The following is a 16,950-nucleotide window of genomic DNA, read 5'->3' on the forward strand; positions in this document are numbered from 1 at the left end:
CGTTTGATTAAATTAAGGAAATCCTTGTCTAGACTGCATTTTCTGCATAAGCTGACTAGCTGAAGAGACTATCACAGTCTACTCAACATTTACATTTGAAACATTAATTTCGTGAGCTATGCTTTTGGATGGTCTTCTTCCAATTCTTTGCTAGAGCCATGTTTACTTGCTGCATTTTATACTTACAGCATTTTTAGCAATCTGGCTTTTATTTGCATGATTATTAGTCCTTTAAATATTGATATAACCTTGATGCCCTCTTTAATGGCTGTAGGAAATACTATATTTTGGGTTCGTTATTATGTTCGTCTCTCCCGTGTTTAACATCCCTTCCCAGTGATTCACCCTTTCATCCATCATTTTATTAATATCTTTTTTAGGCTCTGCTAATTAATTTTCTTAGCGTATTTAAAAATTCATTCCACCTTAGTGAGCACCTATTGTCTTAGCAAATGGTAATTTTAATTGGGGCATTTATTTATAGATTCATGCGGATTTATGGAAAAACGGGTACAAACCTAAAGCCTGTCTTATTCGTGATACATATAAATATAGTACAACATTACAAGAGGGATAGATGGATGGGGGGGACATGAGCGGACTTACTTAATGAGGGGGTTAGGCCGTCTCGCAGAAACATAAAGGTAAACTAGCTGTGGATGAAAGGAGAACAACTATGATTCATCTAACCGCCTGGATAACCATATTGACTTTTTTGGTTACCCTCGGATTTATTCTATGGAGACCCAGAGGGATAAATGAGGCCATACCTGCCGCAATAGGTGCGATTATTATTGTGCTTAGCGGGAGTGTTTCAATATCGGATCTGGGTATAATAGCCGGCACTATAAGTGGTGCAGCTATTACCATTGTAGCGACGATTGTCATGGCGATTGTTTTAGAAAGTTTTGGTTTCTTTAATTGGATGGCAGAAAAACTCGCTGCCAAAGCAAAAGGGTCAGGGATTCGCTTATTCTGGTATGTGAACCTTTTATGTTTTCTCATGACACTCTTTTTCAATAACGATGGCAGCATCTTAATCACAACCCCAATTCTAGTCATGTTATTAAATAACATGCGCTTAAAAAATCATCAAAAAATCCCTTATTTACTTTCAGGGGGCCTGATAGCCACCGCATCTAGCGCTCCCATTGGTGTTAGCAATATTGTAAATCTAATCGCTCTGAAAATCGTGCATATGAGTTTGTATTTGCATACGGCAATGATGTTTGTACCTGCAACACTTGGTCTTCTCTTGCTAGTGGGGCTTCTTTTCCTTCGATTTTATAAAGATTTGCCGAAAACAATTCCTTCTGCGGTAACTGGGCTTACACTTAAATCTTACCACCCGCTCAAAACAGGATATCAGCATACGTCAGAAAAAGAACGATCAAAATTCATGCGGAATGTTCTTCTATTCGTTTTTGCTGTACGTATCAGCCTCTTTGTTGCTTCATTTGTGAACATTCCCGTCTCCCTTATGGCTGTTATCGGCTCGCTTATCCTTTTAATATGGAGATGGGCTTATTTAAAAATACCTCCTGGCGATATGCTAAAAAAGACGCCGTGGTATATTATCGTTTTCGCCTTTTGTATGTATGTCATTATTTACGGCTTAAATAACATTGGTTTAACGGACTGGCTGATTGGATTCATGCGGCCTATCGTATCTGGAAGCCTGCTCCATGCGAGTATCATGATGGGTATCCTTCTTTCTGTCCTCTCCAATATTTTCAATAATCACCCAGCCCTCATGGTCGGAACCCTCACGTTAACTCATATGGACCTAGATCTGCTTTCCTTGAAAGTTGCCTATCTTGCAAACGTAATTGGCAGCGACATAGGATCATTACTGCTTCCTATGGGAACGCTCGCTACACTGATGTGGATGCATATAGTTAGAAAAGGAAAAGTAAGAATTACTTGGTGGGAGTATATAAAAGTTACATGTGTTGTGATTCCGCCTGTACTGCTATTCACTTTAATCGTTTTATATTATTGGGTTTTTTGGCTGTTTGGCGGAGTTCTTGAACGATAAGATTATTTCTAGAAAAGGAGAATTAAGATGCTGATAGATTTTGCAGATTTAATAGGGAAGAAAATTGAGGTGGAAATCTCCGGAGGGAATTATCACATAGGAAACCTGCTGGATGCTGGGCTGGACATCATTGTTCTATACGATGGACGTTCATTTATCTACATTCCAACGGTTCATATTCAGAGATTTAAAGAAATAATTAAAGAGGAAGAAGATATCTCATATGATCCTCCTTTAGATAATCCGATTGAAACGGATACTATATCCTTTCGTAAAGCATTAACGATTGCTAAAGGCTCGTTTATTCAGGTTTACGTGACAGGGAATAAAACCATCCATGGCTATTTAACTAGTATTATGAATGACTATTTTGTTTTTCATTCCCCTGTGTACAAATCAATGTTTATTTCGATGAACCATGTAAAGTGGCTAATTCCCTACCCGCCAAATACAACGCCGTATTCCTTAAAGAGTGAAAATCTGCCCCTAATGCCCAAAACCGCTCCTTTAGCCAGATCCTTTAGTGAGCAGTTGGTTAAATTTGAAAATCAATTAATTATACTAGATGGAGGGGACCATCCTGAAAAAATTGGTTTACTCCAAAAGATGCGAAATAACAATATGACTTTGATAACAGCTGAAGGGGAAGCGGTGTATCGGAATGTAGAGCACATTAAAACGATACAGTTGCCGTAACTAATTAGATTGATGAGGCGGACCTTGATATACTCATCTTTAACCACAAACAACCAGATACTTGATGTTTAGTTTTATACACAAAATAAAAAAAATCCACCCGATGTTTGCCGAGGAGGATGGATTCACCTCTAAAGTTGTTTTTTAGAACCGCAGCATTCTGGGCCATGCTCTTCATGTATAGTGTGCTACCTGCTGTTAACATATGTTTTTGGGTTTAGTTTTGTTAATGTTAGAAGCAACACTTGTGAATAGTAAGAGCCGGCATTAACTTTTTTAATTGTTTCTTTAAAACTGTTTATTTGTACAAATTACCCTTAAATTATTATTTGTTTTTAAATTAAAAATAAAAGGATACAAAAAAGCAGAAAAAGAAAATTAGAGAACCAGCATTACTTATAGAGTCAAGGTATGAGACATATTAGTGCGGGCAGATAGCCTTAAATGCGCTATCTTCCGTTTGTATCTGAAGGTAAAGTTGAATAAGTTGAAACAGCCTCTGTCTGCTATACCTTTAAATTCTATTTCTTAGATATAATTGCAAAGCTTGTCCTCAAAGATCTCTCTTTCCAATAAGTCAGCCGTGAACTGGCGATTATTTCACTTCTTATTTTCCTCTGCTATAAATAACGCTCTTTGCCCTTTTCTGTTCCCGCTTTTTACAACGCTTAGATGGTTCTTAATTAGTTGGACTCTTATAATTAACCATTCTTAATAAATGTAATCTTCCATCTGCTAAACTCCTGCATAACGTTCCGGACACGATTACAGTCCAAACTCTTCCTTAATGATTTTAGCAGTTTCCTTTGGGCTCAAATTTGTATTATTTATCTTTAAATAATTCCTCTTTTTAATTTCACCCTCCAAAGAGTTTAATCTGTACTTTTGCATGGTGCTCTTTAGATCAGCTTCAGAATTCTCAATATTCCTTTTTGTTGGTTTATGTTCAAGTCTATTAGGGCTTTTGTTCCGCTTTAGCCTTTCTTCCAAATCTGCCTCTAACTCTACGTAATAAACACTGCCGCCCCGGGACTCAAAAATAGCACTGATTTTATTAACATAATCCCAGTCTGCCTGAAGGTCAAACGCCCATACATAAGTGAAAATCAATCCATACAAATCACTTTTCGACACTTCCTCAAATATTTCCTTGCGAAATAGACTTACCAGCCTATTTCCTTCTTTTGTACCGTAATCAAAAAAGGGATTCACTAAATCAATTGTCATATGGTTATGAAAAAGCTTCAAATCTGTTATATCCGCTAACTCCTGTCCTACGGTCATTTTGCCAACTGCCTGAGGTCCAAATATCAGAATAAATTTCATACGCTCTCCTTTTTACCGACAATATTTCACTAAATACCTAGTGCTGAATCATACATAACAACCCGGCACCCAGAAAAAAGGCGCTGACATTGCCCGGTATGAGTAAAATTTCTATAAACCAATCTATTAAACTTTTATATGATGCAAGCAGACGATAATAGGCTATCAAACCGTTATCGGTCTTTCCGTCATCCTTTTTCCTGATATTTCCCCAGAAAGAATGCTTCAGTCATTGAATTCTTTTACCCTTTCCAGCCAATCAATGATATGTAATGTAAACAGCCGGGACTGCTCGATTTGAAGATTGTGGCCAGCTCTATCCAATACAGCAAAAGTTGATCTTGGGAATTTATCCATCAGGTCAATAGCATTTTGATATCCGACAACTGAATCTTGTTTTCCCAAAAGAAATACACTGGGTTTTTCAAACAAGCCTTCATCGGGATTAAATGAAAACCCATAATTGTCCTGAATCTTGGATAAGAAATCCTGATCTGCTATTTTGCAGCCGGATAACACTTCACTGGAATACCGAACCCAGTTATATTCATCCAGAACAACTTGATTACTGCTGAAATCTTCTGCTTCCTCTTCCGTCAATGTATCCACAAATTGATGATCTTTAAAGACAACTGTGTGTTGGGGCAATATTCGATCTTCTTTTTCAGGAAAAATGACGGGACAAATAAACGCAGCACCCAAAATTTGTTTCTTCCTATTGTTAATGATTGCTCTTGCTAGATAGCCGCCATAAGACTCCCCGGCAATCAGGAATGGCTGATCAGGTAGCATAGTATCTATGAACAGTAATATTGCTTCCGCCATTTCATCTGAATTCCTTATATGACTGTAGTTTTCTGTTTTCCCCATACCGGGAAGATCGATATAAATACGTCTCCACCCTGCACTATCCTTAAAAACAGGCTCCATACAGCCCTTCATTAATCTGTGGTCTGGAGAAAAACCGTGAATCATCAAGACCGGAATGCCTTCACCAATGTCTTCATAGTAAATATTCAATTGACCGACTTTGCAAAATGGCATAACTAACTCCCCCATGTTTATTATTAAGCTCCTGCATCATCTTCTACCACATTAAAGTCCAGTAACTTCAAAGAGTATACAACATATAGCTATCCCCACCAGGAGGTTTTTGGATATTGCCCGGAAGCAAATAAGACTGTTTCACCGATTCTGGGTGTTGAAATGTCAATCTGGTGTTTTCGTGCCGCCTTCGTTACCCTCTCAGCGGGATCTGTCCATGAGTGAAAGGCAAGTGTAAAAGCTCCCCAATGAACGGGAATTAACAGATTTCCGCCAAGATCAAGGTGAGCCTGCACGGTCTGTTCCGGCATCATATGAATGGCAGACCATCGCTCGTCGTATTGCCCGCATTCGAGCAGCGTCAAATGAAAAGGACCGTATTTTTCGCCAATTTCCTTGAAGTGAGGTCCATACCCGCTGTCTCCGCTGTAGAAAACCTTAGTCTCCCGGCCGGCAATCACCCATGAACACCAGAGGGTTGAATCACGGTTAAATAGTCCTCTTCCAGAAAAATGCCTTGCCGGTGTACAAGCCAGTGTAAGCCCGTCCAATTCCAGCTCATCCCACCAGTTATGCTCAGTAATTTTCTCTGAAGGAACTCCCCACTTAATCAAGTGCTGGCGAACACCCATCGGCACAATCATCCGCGGGGTCTTGTCCTTTAATTGGCGGATGGACTGGTAATCCAGATGATCATAATGATCATGGGATATAATGATTGCATCAAGCTCCACAAAATCATCAGGCTGAACAGGAAAGCTTCGAGTATATCGTTTTGTGCCTGCCCACGAAACAGGCGAAGGGCGAGAGCCGAACATTGGATCAAAGAGCAGCCTCTTGCCCTCCATTTCAAGATAAAAAGCCGAATGGCCGAACCACGTGACCCGGGGTGCATCACTGGCCGCGATAGACTCAGCCTGCTTGAAGGCCAGTGAATCGATGGAAGCGGCTGGCCTTCGCCCGGCTCTTCCTGACAATGAGTCCCTTAACATGCTGAACATAGACCTGATTCCCATATTCATGACAGTTGGTATTTGATTTTGATATTTTTTCATGGTGATCTCCTATTCTTTTGTCATTAATATGTACCCATATTCCTAATTCAACTAAAATACGCCGCACAGAAAAGTTTTTTATTCTTGTCTTAAAAAGCCAAAAGACTCCATTAGGCGTTACCTAATGGATTAAAGATGCCCTTAAATTATTGATGCCATTTTCCAAATAACCCTTCAAACAAGTTAACATGTATATCCAGCCTTCTTTTTGTCCAATCATTTTGTTTACTATTTCAGGGTCATCTTCTCTCAAACCCTCTTCGTTTACTTCAATGATTGTACTCGTATCATCCAGCTTATTTAGCGTAATTGTCACAATCGTTTCTTGGCCATATCCCCCCCAGGAGAACATGATTTTCTTATTTTCCTCGACTTCCAATACATTTATCACCACTTCTGCATTGTATTCATCGTATCTCCAAGTAATCGTCTTGCCTTGCTCCACTCTTCCAGTTCCTGATGAAAACCAATAATTAGACATTTTTTCAGGGTCTGCTATAGCTTCAAACACTTCATTAGCCGGCTTGAGTATTTTAAACTTTGCTGTTACTTGCATATCCACGGTAAATCAACTCCCATTTAGTAAATTTTTGATTCTTCCATTTTTCTAACTTATATTATAGAAGCAATATGAGCAAGATGATGCCGCCCATGCCAGGCATAGTTGCCTATATTTTCGGCAAGTGAAACTTCGCCAGATTCCGGATGGATAAAGGTCTTTGCAAGATCTGCCGGACTTAAGCTGCGTAAAAGTTCTGTCCACCTCATATGCAAGGATTCAAGCAGGGATAATGAAACGCCAATAGGCAGTTTATAATCAGGAAGCTCCGCCCATTCAGTTTCATCATAAGGCTTGATGACAGGATTTACTTCCGTAAGGGCCAATTTAAAGCGGATATAGGCATTCATATGGCTATCCGCCAGGTGATGGACGACTTGGCGGACTGTCCACCCTCCCGCACGGTATGGCGTGTCAAGCTGCACATCATCCATGCCACTTACAGAATCGCGCAATAAACCGGGTAAATCCTCAATCTCTTTTATCCATTGATCAATTACATCACTTGTAATCTCATCATTACATATAAATGTCCCTACTGGATATCTTGCATCCACCTGATACTCCTCCTTTATGATTTCCCGCAAAAGATTATTATCATGATTACATTCTTTATTCGTTAGCTAAATCCTTCACAGCCAGGTAACTTAATCAAACTTGGAGCTTATGTAAGGAGTCTGAGAGCCAGAAGCGGAAATCCGCTACCTTGTTCCATACAAGCAGCGTTTTTCAAAAACAGCCTACAAAATGAAAGAGTTACGAATGATTTCACTCTTTTATGGAACAAAATAAGGCCGCCTAACCTGGCAGCCCAATCTTCTACTCTTTTTCTATAAATTAATCAGCCTGTTACTTTGTGCTGAATACTTTTTGGTTTTCGCTTATCCCTGAAGATGCGCTTTTCCAGATAATAAACCGGTATTATAATGGCTGCCCAAATCGCAAAATAGTTAAGGACTACAAGAAATGGGCTGCTGCTGCCGCCATGTCCATCCCGTCCATGAAAATCTCCATTTGGCGGTCCTGAATGTGTATTCATTACATTCCCTTCACCTCCATTATTAGGAGGCATCTCCCCTCTTTGCTGCATTTGTTCTGGATGGAAATCACCCTTGTTAGCAGGTGCAGAAGAGGCATACCATTGAATCCCTCCTGCCAAAATGGCAATTGAGAGCACCGCTGATGCAATAACTCCTGTCCTGAATTTCCCCTCCTTCGTTTTAAATGCCTTTTTACAGATGCTCATAACCCATTGCCAATGGACGGCAATATGAAGACCAACTAATGCGAGCGTTGCATCTGCAGAGAAACTATGGATACCTCGGATAGATCGGCTTCCTTGAATGGCGAGACTCGGTACAGCTACCCTGGAAATTAATATACCTGATATAATCACGGTACCCATCGATAGTAATAACAGTATATTTAACACAAAACTAAATCTGGTTTTTTTGGGAAGTCTGGTGCCGAAAATTTTTCTGGCTGTATTTATCACCCAGCGATAATTCAATCCAACGTGGATAAAAAGTGCTGCTCCTATTGCCAGACCTGCAATTTCATGAAACGGCAAACCACTTAATACTCTCGGATTCATTAACAGCACAAAAGTGATTGCCATCATTAAGTCCAGTACAATTTTTGTATAATTCGTTTTCAAATAAATTCCTCCAAATCAGCATACTCATCTCAGCTGTTTCCCATTATATTGGGAAATCCTTAAGATTCCCTTAAGTATGAGACACTGTTAAACTTGTCTGCTGATTTTACGCTTCAGATGCTGGCTTCATTCAGTAATGATGGAGAAGTCAAGGCGGGATTGTGCATTTGAACCAAAAAGTGCCTGATCCTGTTTTCAGGTTCAGGCACTTTTCATTAGTTATTGGTGAAGGATGTTAATCATTTAAGTTCCTTCCATTCCCAATCTTCCACTTCCGGTAAATCCTTACCTTCCGAACGAATATATTGGAAATGCTTTTCGAGCACTTCATCCATTTCCTGAGTGATATGTGCCTTTGCCTGATCATCAGGCAGATTCAGTACTGCCGTCTTCACCAAGCTGTAGCGATCCATTTCATTCATGACTCGAATATCAAATGGAGTGGTGATATCTCCATTTTCCCGATAGCCATGGATGTGTACGTTTCGATTTTGGCGGTCAAAGAACAAGTCTCTGATCAAGCCTTCAAAGCCATGGAATACGAAAACAACTGGTTTATCTTTTGTGAAAAATTGGTTGAATTCTTCGTCAGATAATCCGCGGGGATCTAACTTTTGATTTCTTAATTTCAGTATGTCGACGACGTTAATAAAACGAATCTTCAGGTCAGGAAGCCGCTCATGCAATAAGCTGATTGCCGCTAAGCTTTCCAGTGTTGGTTCTGTTCCTGCAGCAGCAATTACAAGATCGGGTTCGGCATCGTTATCTGTACTGGCCCAATCGATTCTCTTTAAGCCCTTATCCACTAACTCCTTTGCTTCATCAGCAGAAAACCATTGTGGACGGGGGTGCTTGGAAGAAACAATTAAGTTGATTTTTTGTCTGTCATTTAAAACTTTGTCAAAGACACCTAACAGTGTGTTTGCATCCGCTGGCAGGTACTCCCGTATAAATTCGGGTTTCTTGTCAGCCAGATGTCCCAAAATTCCCGGGTCTTGATGTGAATAGCCGTTATGGTCCTGCTGGAACACAGTTGAAGTTGAAACGATATTCAACGAAGGAATATCGGCCCGCCACTTTTGTTCAGCTGATTTACGCAGCCACTTGAAGTGCTGTGTCAGCATCGAATCAACAACACGCAGAAAGGATCCGTAGCTGGCAAAGAAACCATGACGGCCAGTTAACACGTAACCCTCCAGCATCCCTTCAGCTTGGTGTTCGGATAATTGGGAATCAATGACACGTCCTTTGGCGGCTAAAGATTCATCGTTGGGACTGTTAATGGACGCCTCCCATTGCCGGTCTGTCACTTCAAATATAGGTGCCAGGCGGTTGGACATTGTTTCATCAGGACCGAATATCCTGAAGTTGCGATTATCCTGGTTTTTTCTTATTACATCTTTTAAATACTCACCCAAAACAGACATATCCTGGGCTGCTTCCTTGCCTGGAATGGTGTTATCAATAGCATAATCAGGGAAATTTGGCAAAATCAAGTCCGTGATGTGTTTACCCGCATTTGCGGCAGGGTTCATGGCCATGCGTTTATCGCCTTTAGGTGTGATCTCCGCAATTTCCGGGTTTAACCGTCCAGAGTCTTCAAATAATTCCTCAGGCTGATAGCTATTTAACCAATCAGTCAATGCTTTTGCATATTCCATATTATTCTGGCTTACAGGGAGAGGAATCTGATGAGCGCGGAATGAATTTTCAATCGGGACACCATCTCTTTCTTTAGGGCCTGTCCAGCCTTTTGGTGTCCGAAAAACAATCATAGGCCAAGAATAATCATCAGACATGCCGGATTCACGGGCATTAAGCTGGATTGCTTTGATTTTTTCAATCACTTGGTCCAGCACTTCTGCCATTACTCCATGCATGCTATTAGGATCGCTGCCTTCGACAAAAAATGGTTCCCAGCCCATTCCTTCAAAATATTTGGTTAAATCGTCATCGTTTATACGCGATAAAATGGTTGGATTACTTAACTTATAACCATTTAAATGAAGAATCGGCAGAACAGCGCCATCATTTACCGGATTGATGAATCTATTTGAAAACCATGAAGCGGCTAATGGGCCTGTTTCCGCTTCACCGTCACCAATGACGACAGCAGCAATCAAGTCGGGGTTATCTAAAATGGCTCCAACACCATGGGAAAGCGAGTATCCTAATTCTCCCCCTTCATGAATGGAACCTGGTGTGACGGGGGCCGCATGTGAGGCTACACCGCCAGGAAATGAGAATTGCCGGAACAGTTTTTTCATTCCATTTGTATCCTGGGAAACTTCCGGATAAATTTCACTGTAACTGCCGTCAAGGTATGAATTGGAAACCATCACCTGACCTCCGTGGCCAGGCCCTTCAATATAAAGCATACTTAAATCAAACTTGTTAATTACCCGGTTTAAATGGGCATAAATAAAGTTTTGCCCTGGAATGGTGCCCCAGTGCCCGATTGGTTTTACCTTTATGTCAGAAGCCTTTAGCGGTTCTCTTAGCAGGGGATTATCTTTTAAATAAAGCTGCCCTATTGATAAATAATTAGCTGCACGCCAATAGGCATCGAGTTTATCCATATATTCTCTAGAGGAATATTCATCCTGATATACATGTCGCTGCATCATGTTAAACACTCCTTATTTTCGATAATTCCTAAAGCTGTGTAACTTGGAGTTACACCCTGAAACAGTTCTTCAAAGGAAATCCCTTGAACATCAGCACATACTATATACACCTACCCTATTTTCTCTGTTAGATTCCGATTTTTAATATTTCCTTTCATTTTTGAAAATAAAAAAGACTGCCTCAGCGGCAGCCTTTTATCCCTCAACCCTATTTAAACCAGGCAATATTTCTTTTAGTTCAATCAAGTCATTTATTACATAATCAGCCTGTGCGAGTTCATCAGCTTGCGCAAAATCAAAATTGCAGCCTATGGAAGTTAATCCATTATCCTTCGCCGCATTGATATCTGAAAGACGGTCACCGATTACCGCCGCTTTTTTGATATTATATTTTTTTATGATTGATTGGACTAAATCCCCCTTATTCAGCGTTTGTATTTGCTGAATACTGAAGGTTTCGGTAACCCACTTGTCCAAATGATAATAGCTCACGATTGCTTGTAAATATTTTATTAGCCCATTACTCGCTATGTATATTGAATAATCGTTCTCTCTCAGATAACGGAAAATCTCTTCAGTATGAGGATATAAAGCACCCTTCCCGCTTCTTATGTTGTCAACAAGCCTATCGAGAAAGTAAGCATCCGTTTGTTCTCTTTCTTCCTGGGAGTGATCAGGCAGAAGTGCTTCCCATACTTTCGGCAGCGGTATACCCATAATATTTCGGTATTTATCAATAGGAGTTCCTTCATTCCACTTATTTAATGACCGTAAATGATTAAATGTATCTTCAAGTGATAGTTCCAATATTTTATCTGTCTGAAATAGTGTTCCATCCATATCAAAAATGACTGATTGAGACATTTTATTCTCTCCTTTATCGCTCGGCCTCTTTCAAATTTTACCGAATCAGCAAATCCTATAATATAAAATTATTAATCTGTGCTACATTTGCTTAAGTTATGAAGCGGGATTCAAACAGGCAGGATTATTTCCAAACTTCCTCTTTCATTCTATCCCATCTATCACTCTCCAACAGGTGATTATTGTAAATTAAAGCTTCAGCTATATGCTTGTTTCAATAGGCACATGCCCCGTTCTGCTTTCAGAACGGGGCATGTGCTATGACTTTTACCAACATATCAGCTGCGGTAGTTGTCATGGGTTGGCTGGAATAAATCTTCCTCAGCAGCACGGACCACGGAAAAATTATCAACATTATAATGGCCATGCAGAATTCTATTATGGTGGCTTATAATCTGTTCAGCAGACAGGATTGAAGAATCTGTCGTTGAATGTCCATCCCCGACAAGTGTCACATCAAACTGGTTCACTGTTGCCGTTCTGACCGCAGTGTCTATGCAATATTCAGTTGCACAGCCCATGATAACAAGATGCCCGATTTCATTTTCCTTTAAATAGCCGAGCAGCGGCGTACCGTAAAACGAATTGGTTGCTGCTTTATTAAATATTTTGGCATCAGCCGGCACCTTGATTTCAGGGTGTACCTGAAAACCTGGCCCTTCACCGCCAGCCACATCTGTGTCTCTAACGAAGACAACTAATGCGTTTGATTCTTGTGCCTTATCAATCACCAAATTAATGTGATTAAGCAATTTTTCTTTATTGTGCACACTTTTATTTTCGTTATTTCCATCCACCAGCTCTTGTTGAACATCAATGACCAGCAAAGCTTGTTTCAATAGAAAAACTCCTTCCCCTTAATATTGTTCATACGGATTCGCCCCTTTAATCCACATATTTCGCCTCAAAACCCCAATATCCTCTTTTTCTAAGATTCATTTAATCTTTCAATAGCTGCTGGATTTGTTTTGTAAGCTCTATAAATTTCAAATCCAGCACGTGATATTCTTTGTCTTTTGGCGTGAGAAAGCTCAGCTTCCCTAATACTTCTTGCCTTTCTGTTTCAAGCCTTAACCGGCATTCATCCTGATCATCCTTTTTCCCTTGCTCTCCATTCCACTGTTTTTGAATACGATGATTGGAAATAACAAGTTTGCTTGTTGTTGTTTTTTCGAGAAAATACCGGTCATGCGACACAACGATTAATGTGCCATTATACTCGGACAATGTTTTTTCAAGCTGCTCCCGTGAAGCTAAATCCAGATGATTCGTCGGCTCATCTAACATCAGCACATCTTTTTCTTCTAATATATATTCCATTAGCTTACATTTCACGCGCTCACCCATGCTCATATTCCCGATCGGTTCTGACCAATGTGATGCCAAGAACCCTAAATTCTTCATCAGTGTCTGGACTTTTCCTCTCTCCTGGAAGGTTTCTTTAAAAAACAACTGCTCGGGAGTTTGATCAAGAGGCAAATCGAATACCTCTTGCGTTAAATAGCCAATTTTTGCAGATGGCGATACCCATACCTCACCCTGTGCACGTTCCAGTCCGGCAATCACTTTCAGCAAAGTCGTCTTTCCGCTTCCATTTGGCCCTAATATGGATACCTTCTCACCATGCTGAATCGTGAAATTAACATTTTGGAACAGTGTCCGTCCGTGAAAGGATTTTGTGATATTCTTCATTTCTAAAAACCGCTTGCCGGTCTTATTATTTGCTTTCATAGAAAATCGCACATCATGTTCCGGCACGAGCTTCTCTGCTTTTACCTTCTCAAGTTCTTTTTCAAGACATTTTTGTTTTGACTTCACTTGTGCATCCATCCGTTTCGCTTTAACACGATAGTGCTCTTTAATACCTTCTTGTTTCGTTGATTGTGAATGGGCTTTTTGCGACCAGGAATTAAGCTCATTCATTTGAGCCTGAATATTCTCTATCATCTTCTGCTGTTTTTCATATTCCCGCTGCTGGGTGAGCCTTTTTAATTTTCGGGCCTCCATATAACTGGAATAATTCCCTTTGTGTTCAATGAGTTTTTTGCCTTCGATCGACCAAATCTTTGTAGCCGCAGCATCAAGGAAATATCGATCGTGCGAAACGAAAATGATGGTGCCTTTATAATTTTTGATTTGTGTGTGAAGCAATTCTAAGCTTTGCTCGTCAAGATGGTTCGTCGGTTCATCCAGCAGCAAGAGGTCTGCTTCCATTGAAAAGCCAGCTGCAAGCCGTGCCTTCAGTTTCTCTCCGCCGCTTAATGTCCGGTAATCATGGACTGGCACATGCCACTTCTCCAGTAATTTGGTCTCTGTAAAGTTCATTTTTTCAGAAGAATGCGACTCAGTTTCCTGTTCAACCATCACAATCTTTAAATCCTGCTGCAGCCATAGTATGTGACCTTCCGCCGGAACCCTTTTATTACTGATGATGTCAAGCAGGCTTGATTTCCCTGCGCCATTATTGCCAATGACACCGATGATATCTCCTTGCTGCACACTTGCATTCACATCTTCAAAAACAATATGATCCTTGATTTCAAAACATATATTTTGTAATTTCATAAGCTCTTTCATACAATCAATCCCTCGTTTAAGGGAGAACAAAAAAATCCTCCCAATATTTTGGAAGGATTAGCCGCGTTTTGCATACTCTAATAAGCTATTGTTAATAGCTTTACAGTTAAAAGAAAATGGGCAGACTAATCCTATGTTATATGATTTGAAATATGCAATTTCAAATGATAAAAAATAGGTTAGTTATCCATCGGCCACCCATCATCCTCTCGGTCGTTATTAAAAAAATTGTAACATATCCCCAGCATATATGAAATAGTTAATTACGGCATAAAAAAGCACATGAACGAATTCATGCGCCAAACTGCTCTAAATAATCAAACCTGCAGGCCAAAGTCTGTAGCAATACGCCCCAATCCGCCCTGGTAGCCAGAACCGACTGCAGAAAACTTCCATTCCCCGTTATGGCGGTACAGCTCTCCAACAATGATAGCTGTTTCAATCGAGAAGTCTTCACCAAGGTCATAGCGGATGATTTCTTCATTAGTATCTTCGTTGACAATGCGGCAAAAGGCATTGGAAACTTGCCCGAAGTTTTGGCTGCGTGCTTCTGCGTCATGAATCGTGATAACGAAAGAAACCTTCTCCACATTTGCCGGAACATCTGCAAGGTTCACCTTAATCTGCTCGTCGTCCCCTTCACCTTCACCTGTGCGATTATCTCCTGTATGTACTACAGAACCATTTCCGCCCTCAAGCTGGTTATAAAAAACAAAGTCTGCTTCTGAAGCGCATTTTCCATTTGCATTTAAAAGGAATACACTTGCGTCCAAGTCAAAATCATTGCCGCCGTCATATCTGTTTGTATCCCAGCCAAGCCCGACCACTACTCGGGTAAGCCCTGGATTTGTTTTCGTCAAATCAATCTTTTGCCCTTTAGATAAAGATAAAGCCATAATTATCCCCTCTTTCTGGTTTATGGACCCATTAAAATGTAAGGGTCATTACCATACATTTTACAGAAAACAAAACAGAAATAATAGCAATAGTCACTGCAGACTTTTCAAGGGTTAGCATAGCGCCCATTTCGTCAATTGAAACTCCGCATGTCCTTTAAAGACGATGCTTTCATTCTCTTTTACCGGAAAATAGCGTGCTGTGAATACCTCTTCACCGTCATTCACAAAAATCTCCAGTGAAGAGTGGTCCATAAAAACATGAATTTTGTATATGAAATGAAGACTGCAGGTCCTTGTTTCTATGTCATTTGTTTTCATACTTCTTCTGTGCAGGCTAAGTTCCTTCTTATCCGCATCGTACTCAAGGGAAGCTTCATTGCGGAAAGTGATTGAGTATGTTCCGCTTTCTGCTTTTATTCCGCTGAATAGTAGCTCAGCCGACGAAGTGTTGACATTCTTTAACTGAAGCTCTCCTTCCTCTGTTTGCACCTTTTCGCAAACAGCTTCATTTTTTCTGAGTTTTCGCAATTCTTCTACGGGTTTTTGATAGATCTTTCCATTTCGCCACTCTAATTCTCTCGGTAATGTTAAGGCATGCACCCAGTGATGAGAAATCGTTGGCTGATAGGCTTCTGCTTCATCGGTAATTCCCATCCATCCATACATAATTGTTCTTCCCTTTTCATCCATGAACGTCTGGGGGGCATAAAAGTCAAAACCGCGGTCAAGTTCGGTAAAATCACCATGCAAATAGGTATGATTTTTGTAATCCAGTTTGCCTGAAAAGTATCCGGATTGAAACAGGTTATGGTAAAAATGCCCGCTTGGTTTTAATCCCTGCGGTGAAATCAGCAGAATATCCCTGCCATTCAGGTTAATCAGATCAGGGCACTCCCACATATAACCGAAGTAGCCAAGCTCATTCATTCCTGTTCCAGCAATGCGGCCAGATTCCTCCCAATCAAACAAATTCTCAGATGTAAAAAGGACAGCGGCTCCCTTTTCTTCCAGTGTCTGCGCACCAAGGACCATGTACCATTTGTCCTCGTGCTTCCACACCTTAGGATCTCTAAAGTGGGCAGTATAGCCGCAAGGAAGATGCAGGATTGGCCCGAGCTTTTCAAAAACCATGCCATCCTCTGAAACAGCGATGCATTGATGCGTCTCTCTTGTTCCATCCTCTCGCTTTACGTTTCCAGTATAAAAAAGATATAGCTTTCCCTCCCACTCCACCGCACTTCCGGAGTAGCACCCGTTCTTGTCATACCACTCATCCGGTGCCAGAGCAATCGGCTCCTCTTTCCATGTAACCATATCACTTGAAGTAAAATGTCCCCAAAACTTGGCGCCATGTTTAGTATCAAAGGGATTCCACTGATAAAACACATGATATATGCCATTGAATTGAATCAGCCCATTTGGATCGTTCATCAGGCCGACTGGGGGCATAAGATGGTAATTCAGCCGGTAGTAATCATCTTGTACATTATCTTGATGTTTTTTTACTTCCCCGTATGCTTGCTCATAAAGGAGAATTTCTTTTTCTTTCACAATAGAACCTCCAGAAAGATTTTTAAATAGGAAAAGGCAAGTAACTAACCTTGCCCC

14 protein-coding genes are annotated in these 16,950 nt (G+C 40.6%); 2 read left to right on the forward strand and 12 right to left on the reverse strand.

Features of this window, described 5'->3' with window-relative positions; genetic code table 11:
* The first annotated feature begins 676 nt into the window (after positions 1–676).
* Both BIV59_RS12445 and BIV59_RS12450 read left to right on the forward strand, forming a co-directional pair.
* Entirely contained in the window at positions 677–2,038 is a 1,362-nt protein-coding gene (locus BIV59_RS12445) for an arsenic transporter (protein ID WP_071351820.1), read from the forward strand.
* Positions 2,039–2,065: 27 nt separating this feature from the next.
* Entirely contained in the window at positions 2,066–2,734 is a 669-nt protein-coding gene (locus BIV59_RS12450; RefSeq protein ID WP_071351821.1) for a DUF2642 domain-containing protein, read from the forward strand.
* A gap of 765 nt (positions 2,735–3,499) precedes the next feature.
* Here the strand turns inward: BIV59_RS12450 and BIV59_RS12455 are convergent.
* The 12 genes from BIV59_RS12455 to BIV59_RS12510 all read right to left on the reverse strand — a co-directional run bounded on the left by BIV59_RS12455 (position 3,500) and on the right by BIV59_RS12510 (position 16,896).
* Complete coding sequence (locus BIV59_RS12455; RefSeq protein WP_071351822.1) at positions 3,500–4,060, reverse strand: AAA family ATPase; 561 nt, start codon at positions 4,058–4,060, stop codon at positions 3,500–3,502.
* Between the two features lie 225 nt (positions 4,061–4,285).
* A complete protein-coding gene (locus BIV59_RS12460; protein ID WP_071351823.1) occupies positions 4,286–5,104 on the reverse strand; it encodes an alpha/beta fold hydrolase in 819 nt (272 codons plus the stop codon).
* A gap of 89 nt (positions 5,105–5,193) precedes the next feature.
* A complete protein-coding gene (locus BIV59_RS12465; protein WP_071351824.1) occupies positions 5,194–6,159 on the reverse strand; it encodes an MBL fold metallo-hydrolase in 966 nt (321 codons plus the stop codon).
* A gap of 121 nt (positions 6,160–6,280) precedes the next feature.
* Positions 6,281–6,721 (reverse strand): SRPBCC family protein, encoded by a 441-nt coding sequence (locus BIV59_RS12470; protein ID WP_071351825.1) that lies wholly within the window; start codon positions 6,719–6,721, stop codon positions 6,281–6,283.
* Between the two features lie 50 nt (positions 6,722–6,771).
* The gene (locus BIV59_RS12475; protein ID WP_071351826.1) at positions 6,772–7,275 is read right to left on the reverse strand and encodes a YfiT family bacillithiol transferase; all 504 of its coding nucleotides are present in this window, start codon (positions 7,273–7,275) and stop codon (positions 6,772–6,774) included.
* Between the two features lie 284 nt (positions 7,276–7,559).
* Positions 7,560–8,375 carry a DUF4405 domain-containing protein gene (locus tag BIV59_RS12480; RefSeq protein WP_170846148.1) on the reverse strand — a complete coding sequence of 272 codons (816 nt, stop codon included), beginning with the start codon at positions 8,373–8,375 and terminating at the stop codon, positions 7,560–7,562.
* A gap of 239 nt (positions 8,376–8,614) precedes the next feature.
* On the reverse strand, positions 8,615–10,999 hold the full coding sequence (locus tag BIV59_RS12485) for a phosphoketolase family protein (RefSeq protein ID WP_071351858.1): 2,385 nt from the start codon (positions 10,997–10,999) through the stop codon (positions 8,615–8,617).
* A gap of 198 nt (positions 11,000–11,197) precedes the next feature.
* Positions 11,198–11,866 (reverse strand): HAD family hydrolase, encoded by a 669-nt coding sequence (locus BIV59_RS12490; RefSeq protein WP_071351827.1) that lies wholly within the window; start codon positions 11,864–11,866, stop codon positions 11,198–11,200.
* A gap of 278 nt (positions 11,867–12,144) precedes the next feature.
* Positions 12,145–12,705 (reverse strand): cysteine hydrolase family protein, encoded by a 561-nt coding sequence (locus BIV59_RS12495; RefSeq protein WP_071351828.1) that lies wholly within the window; start codon positions 12,703–12,705, stop codon positions 12,145–12,147.
* 100 nt (positions 12,706–12,805) lie between these two features.
* Positions 12,806–14,443 carry a ribosomal protection-like ABC-F family protein gene (abc-f, locus tag BIV59_RS12500; RefSeq protein ID WP_071351859.1) on the reverse strand — a complete coding sequence of 546 codons (1,638 nt, stop codon included), beginning with the start codon at positions 14,441–14,443 and terminating at the stop codon, positions 12,806–12,808.
* Between the two features lie 317 nt (positions 14,444–14,760).
* On the reverse strand, positions 14,761–15,339 hold the full coding sequence (locus BIV59_RS12505) for a TerD family protein (protein WP_071351829.1): 579 nt from the start codon (positions 15,337–15,339) through the stop codon (positions 14,761–14,763).
* Between the two features lie 114 nt (positions 15,340–15,453).
* Positions 15,454–16,896: a glycoside hydrolase family 32 protein gene (locus BIV59_RS12510; RefSeq protein ID WP_139194363.1), complete on the reverse strand. Its 1,443-nt coding sequence runs from the start codon at positions 16,894–16,896 to the stop codon at positions 15,454–15,456.
* Between the last annotated feature and the right edge of the window lie 54 nt (positions 16,897–16,950).

The sequence above is a fragment of the Bacillus sp. MUM 13 genome, assembly GCF_001866725.1.
GTDB lineage: Bacteria > Bacillota > Bacilli > Bacillales > DSM-1321 > Peribacillus.

Bases quoted from the DNA above. Each gene is read 5' to 3' on its own strand.
- BIV59_RS12445 (WP_071351820.1), top strand. From the start codon at position 677: ATGATTCATCTAACCGCCTGGATAACCATATTGACTTTTTTGGTTACC.
- BIV59_RS12450 (WP_071351821.1), top strand. From the start codon at position 2,066: ATGCTGATAGATTTTGCAGATTTAATAGGGAAGAAAATTGAGGTGGAA.
- BIV59_RS12455 (WP_071351822.1), bottom strand. From the start codon at position 4,060: ATGAAATTTATTCTGATATTTGGACCTCAGGCAGTTGGCAAAATGACC.
- BIV59_RS12460 (WP_071351823.1), bottom strand. From the start codon at position 5,104: ATGCCATTTTGCAAAGTCGGTCAATTGAATATTTACTATGAAGACATT.
- BIV59_RS12465 (WP_071351824.1), bottom strand. From the start codon at position 6,159: ATGAAAAAATATCAAAATCAAATACCAACTGTCATGAATATGGGAATC.
- BIV59_RS12485 (WP_071351858.1), bottom strand. From the start codon at position 10,999: ATGCAGCGACATGTATATCAGGATGAATATTCCTCTAGAGAATATATG.
- BIV59_RS12490 (WP_071351827.1), bottom strand. From the start codon at position 11,866: ATGTCTCAATCAGTCATTTTTGATATGGATGGAACACTATTTCAGACA.
- abc-f (WP_071351859.1), bottom strand. From the start codon at position 14,443: ATGAAAGAGCTTATGAAATTACAAAATATATGTTTTGAAATCAAGGAT.
- BIV59_RS12505 (WP_071351829.1), bottom strand. From the start codon at position 15,339: ATGGCTTTATCTTTATCTAAAGGGCAAAAGATTGATTTGACGAAAACA.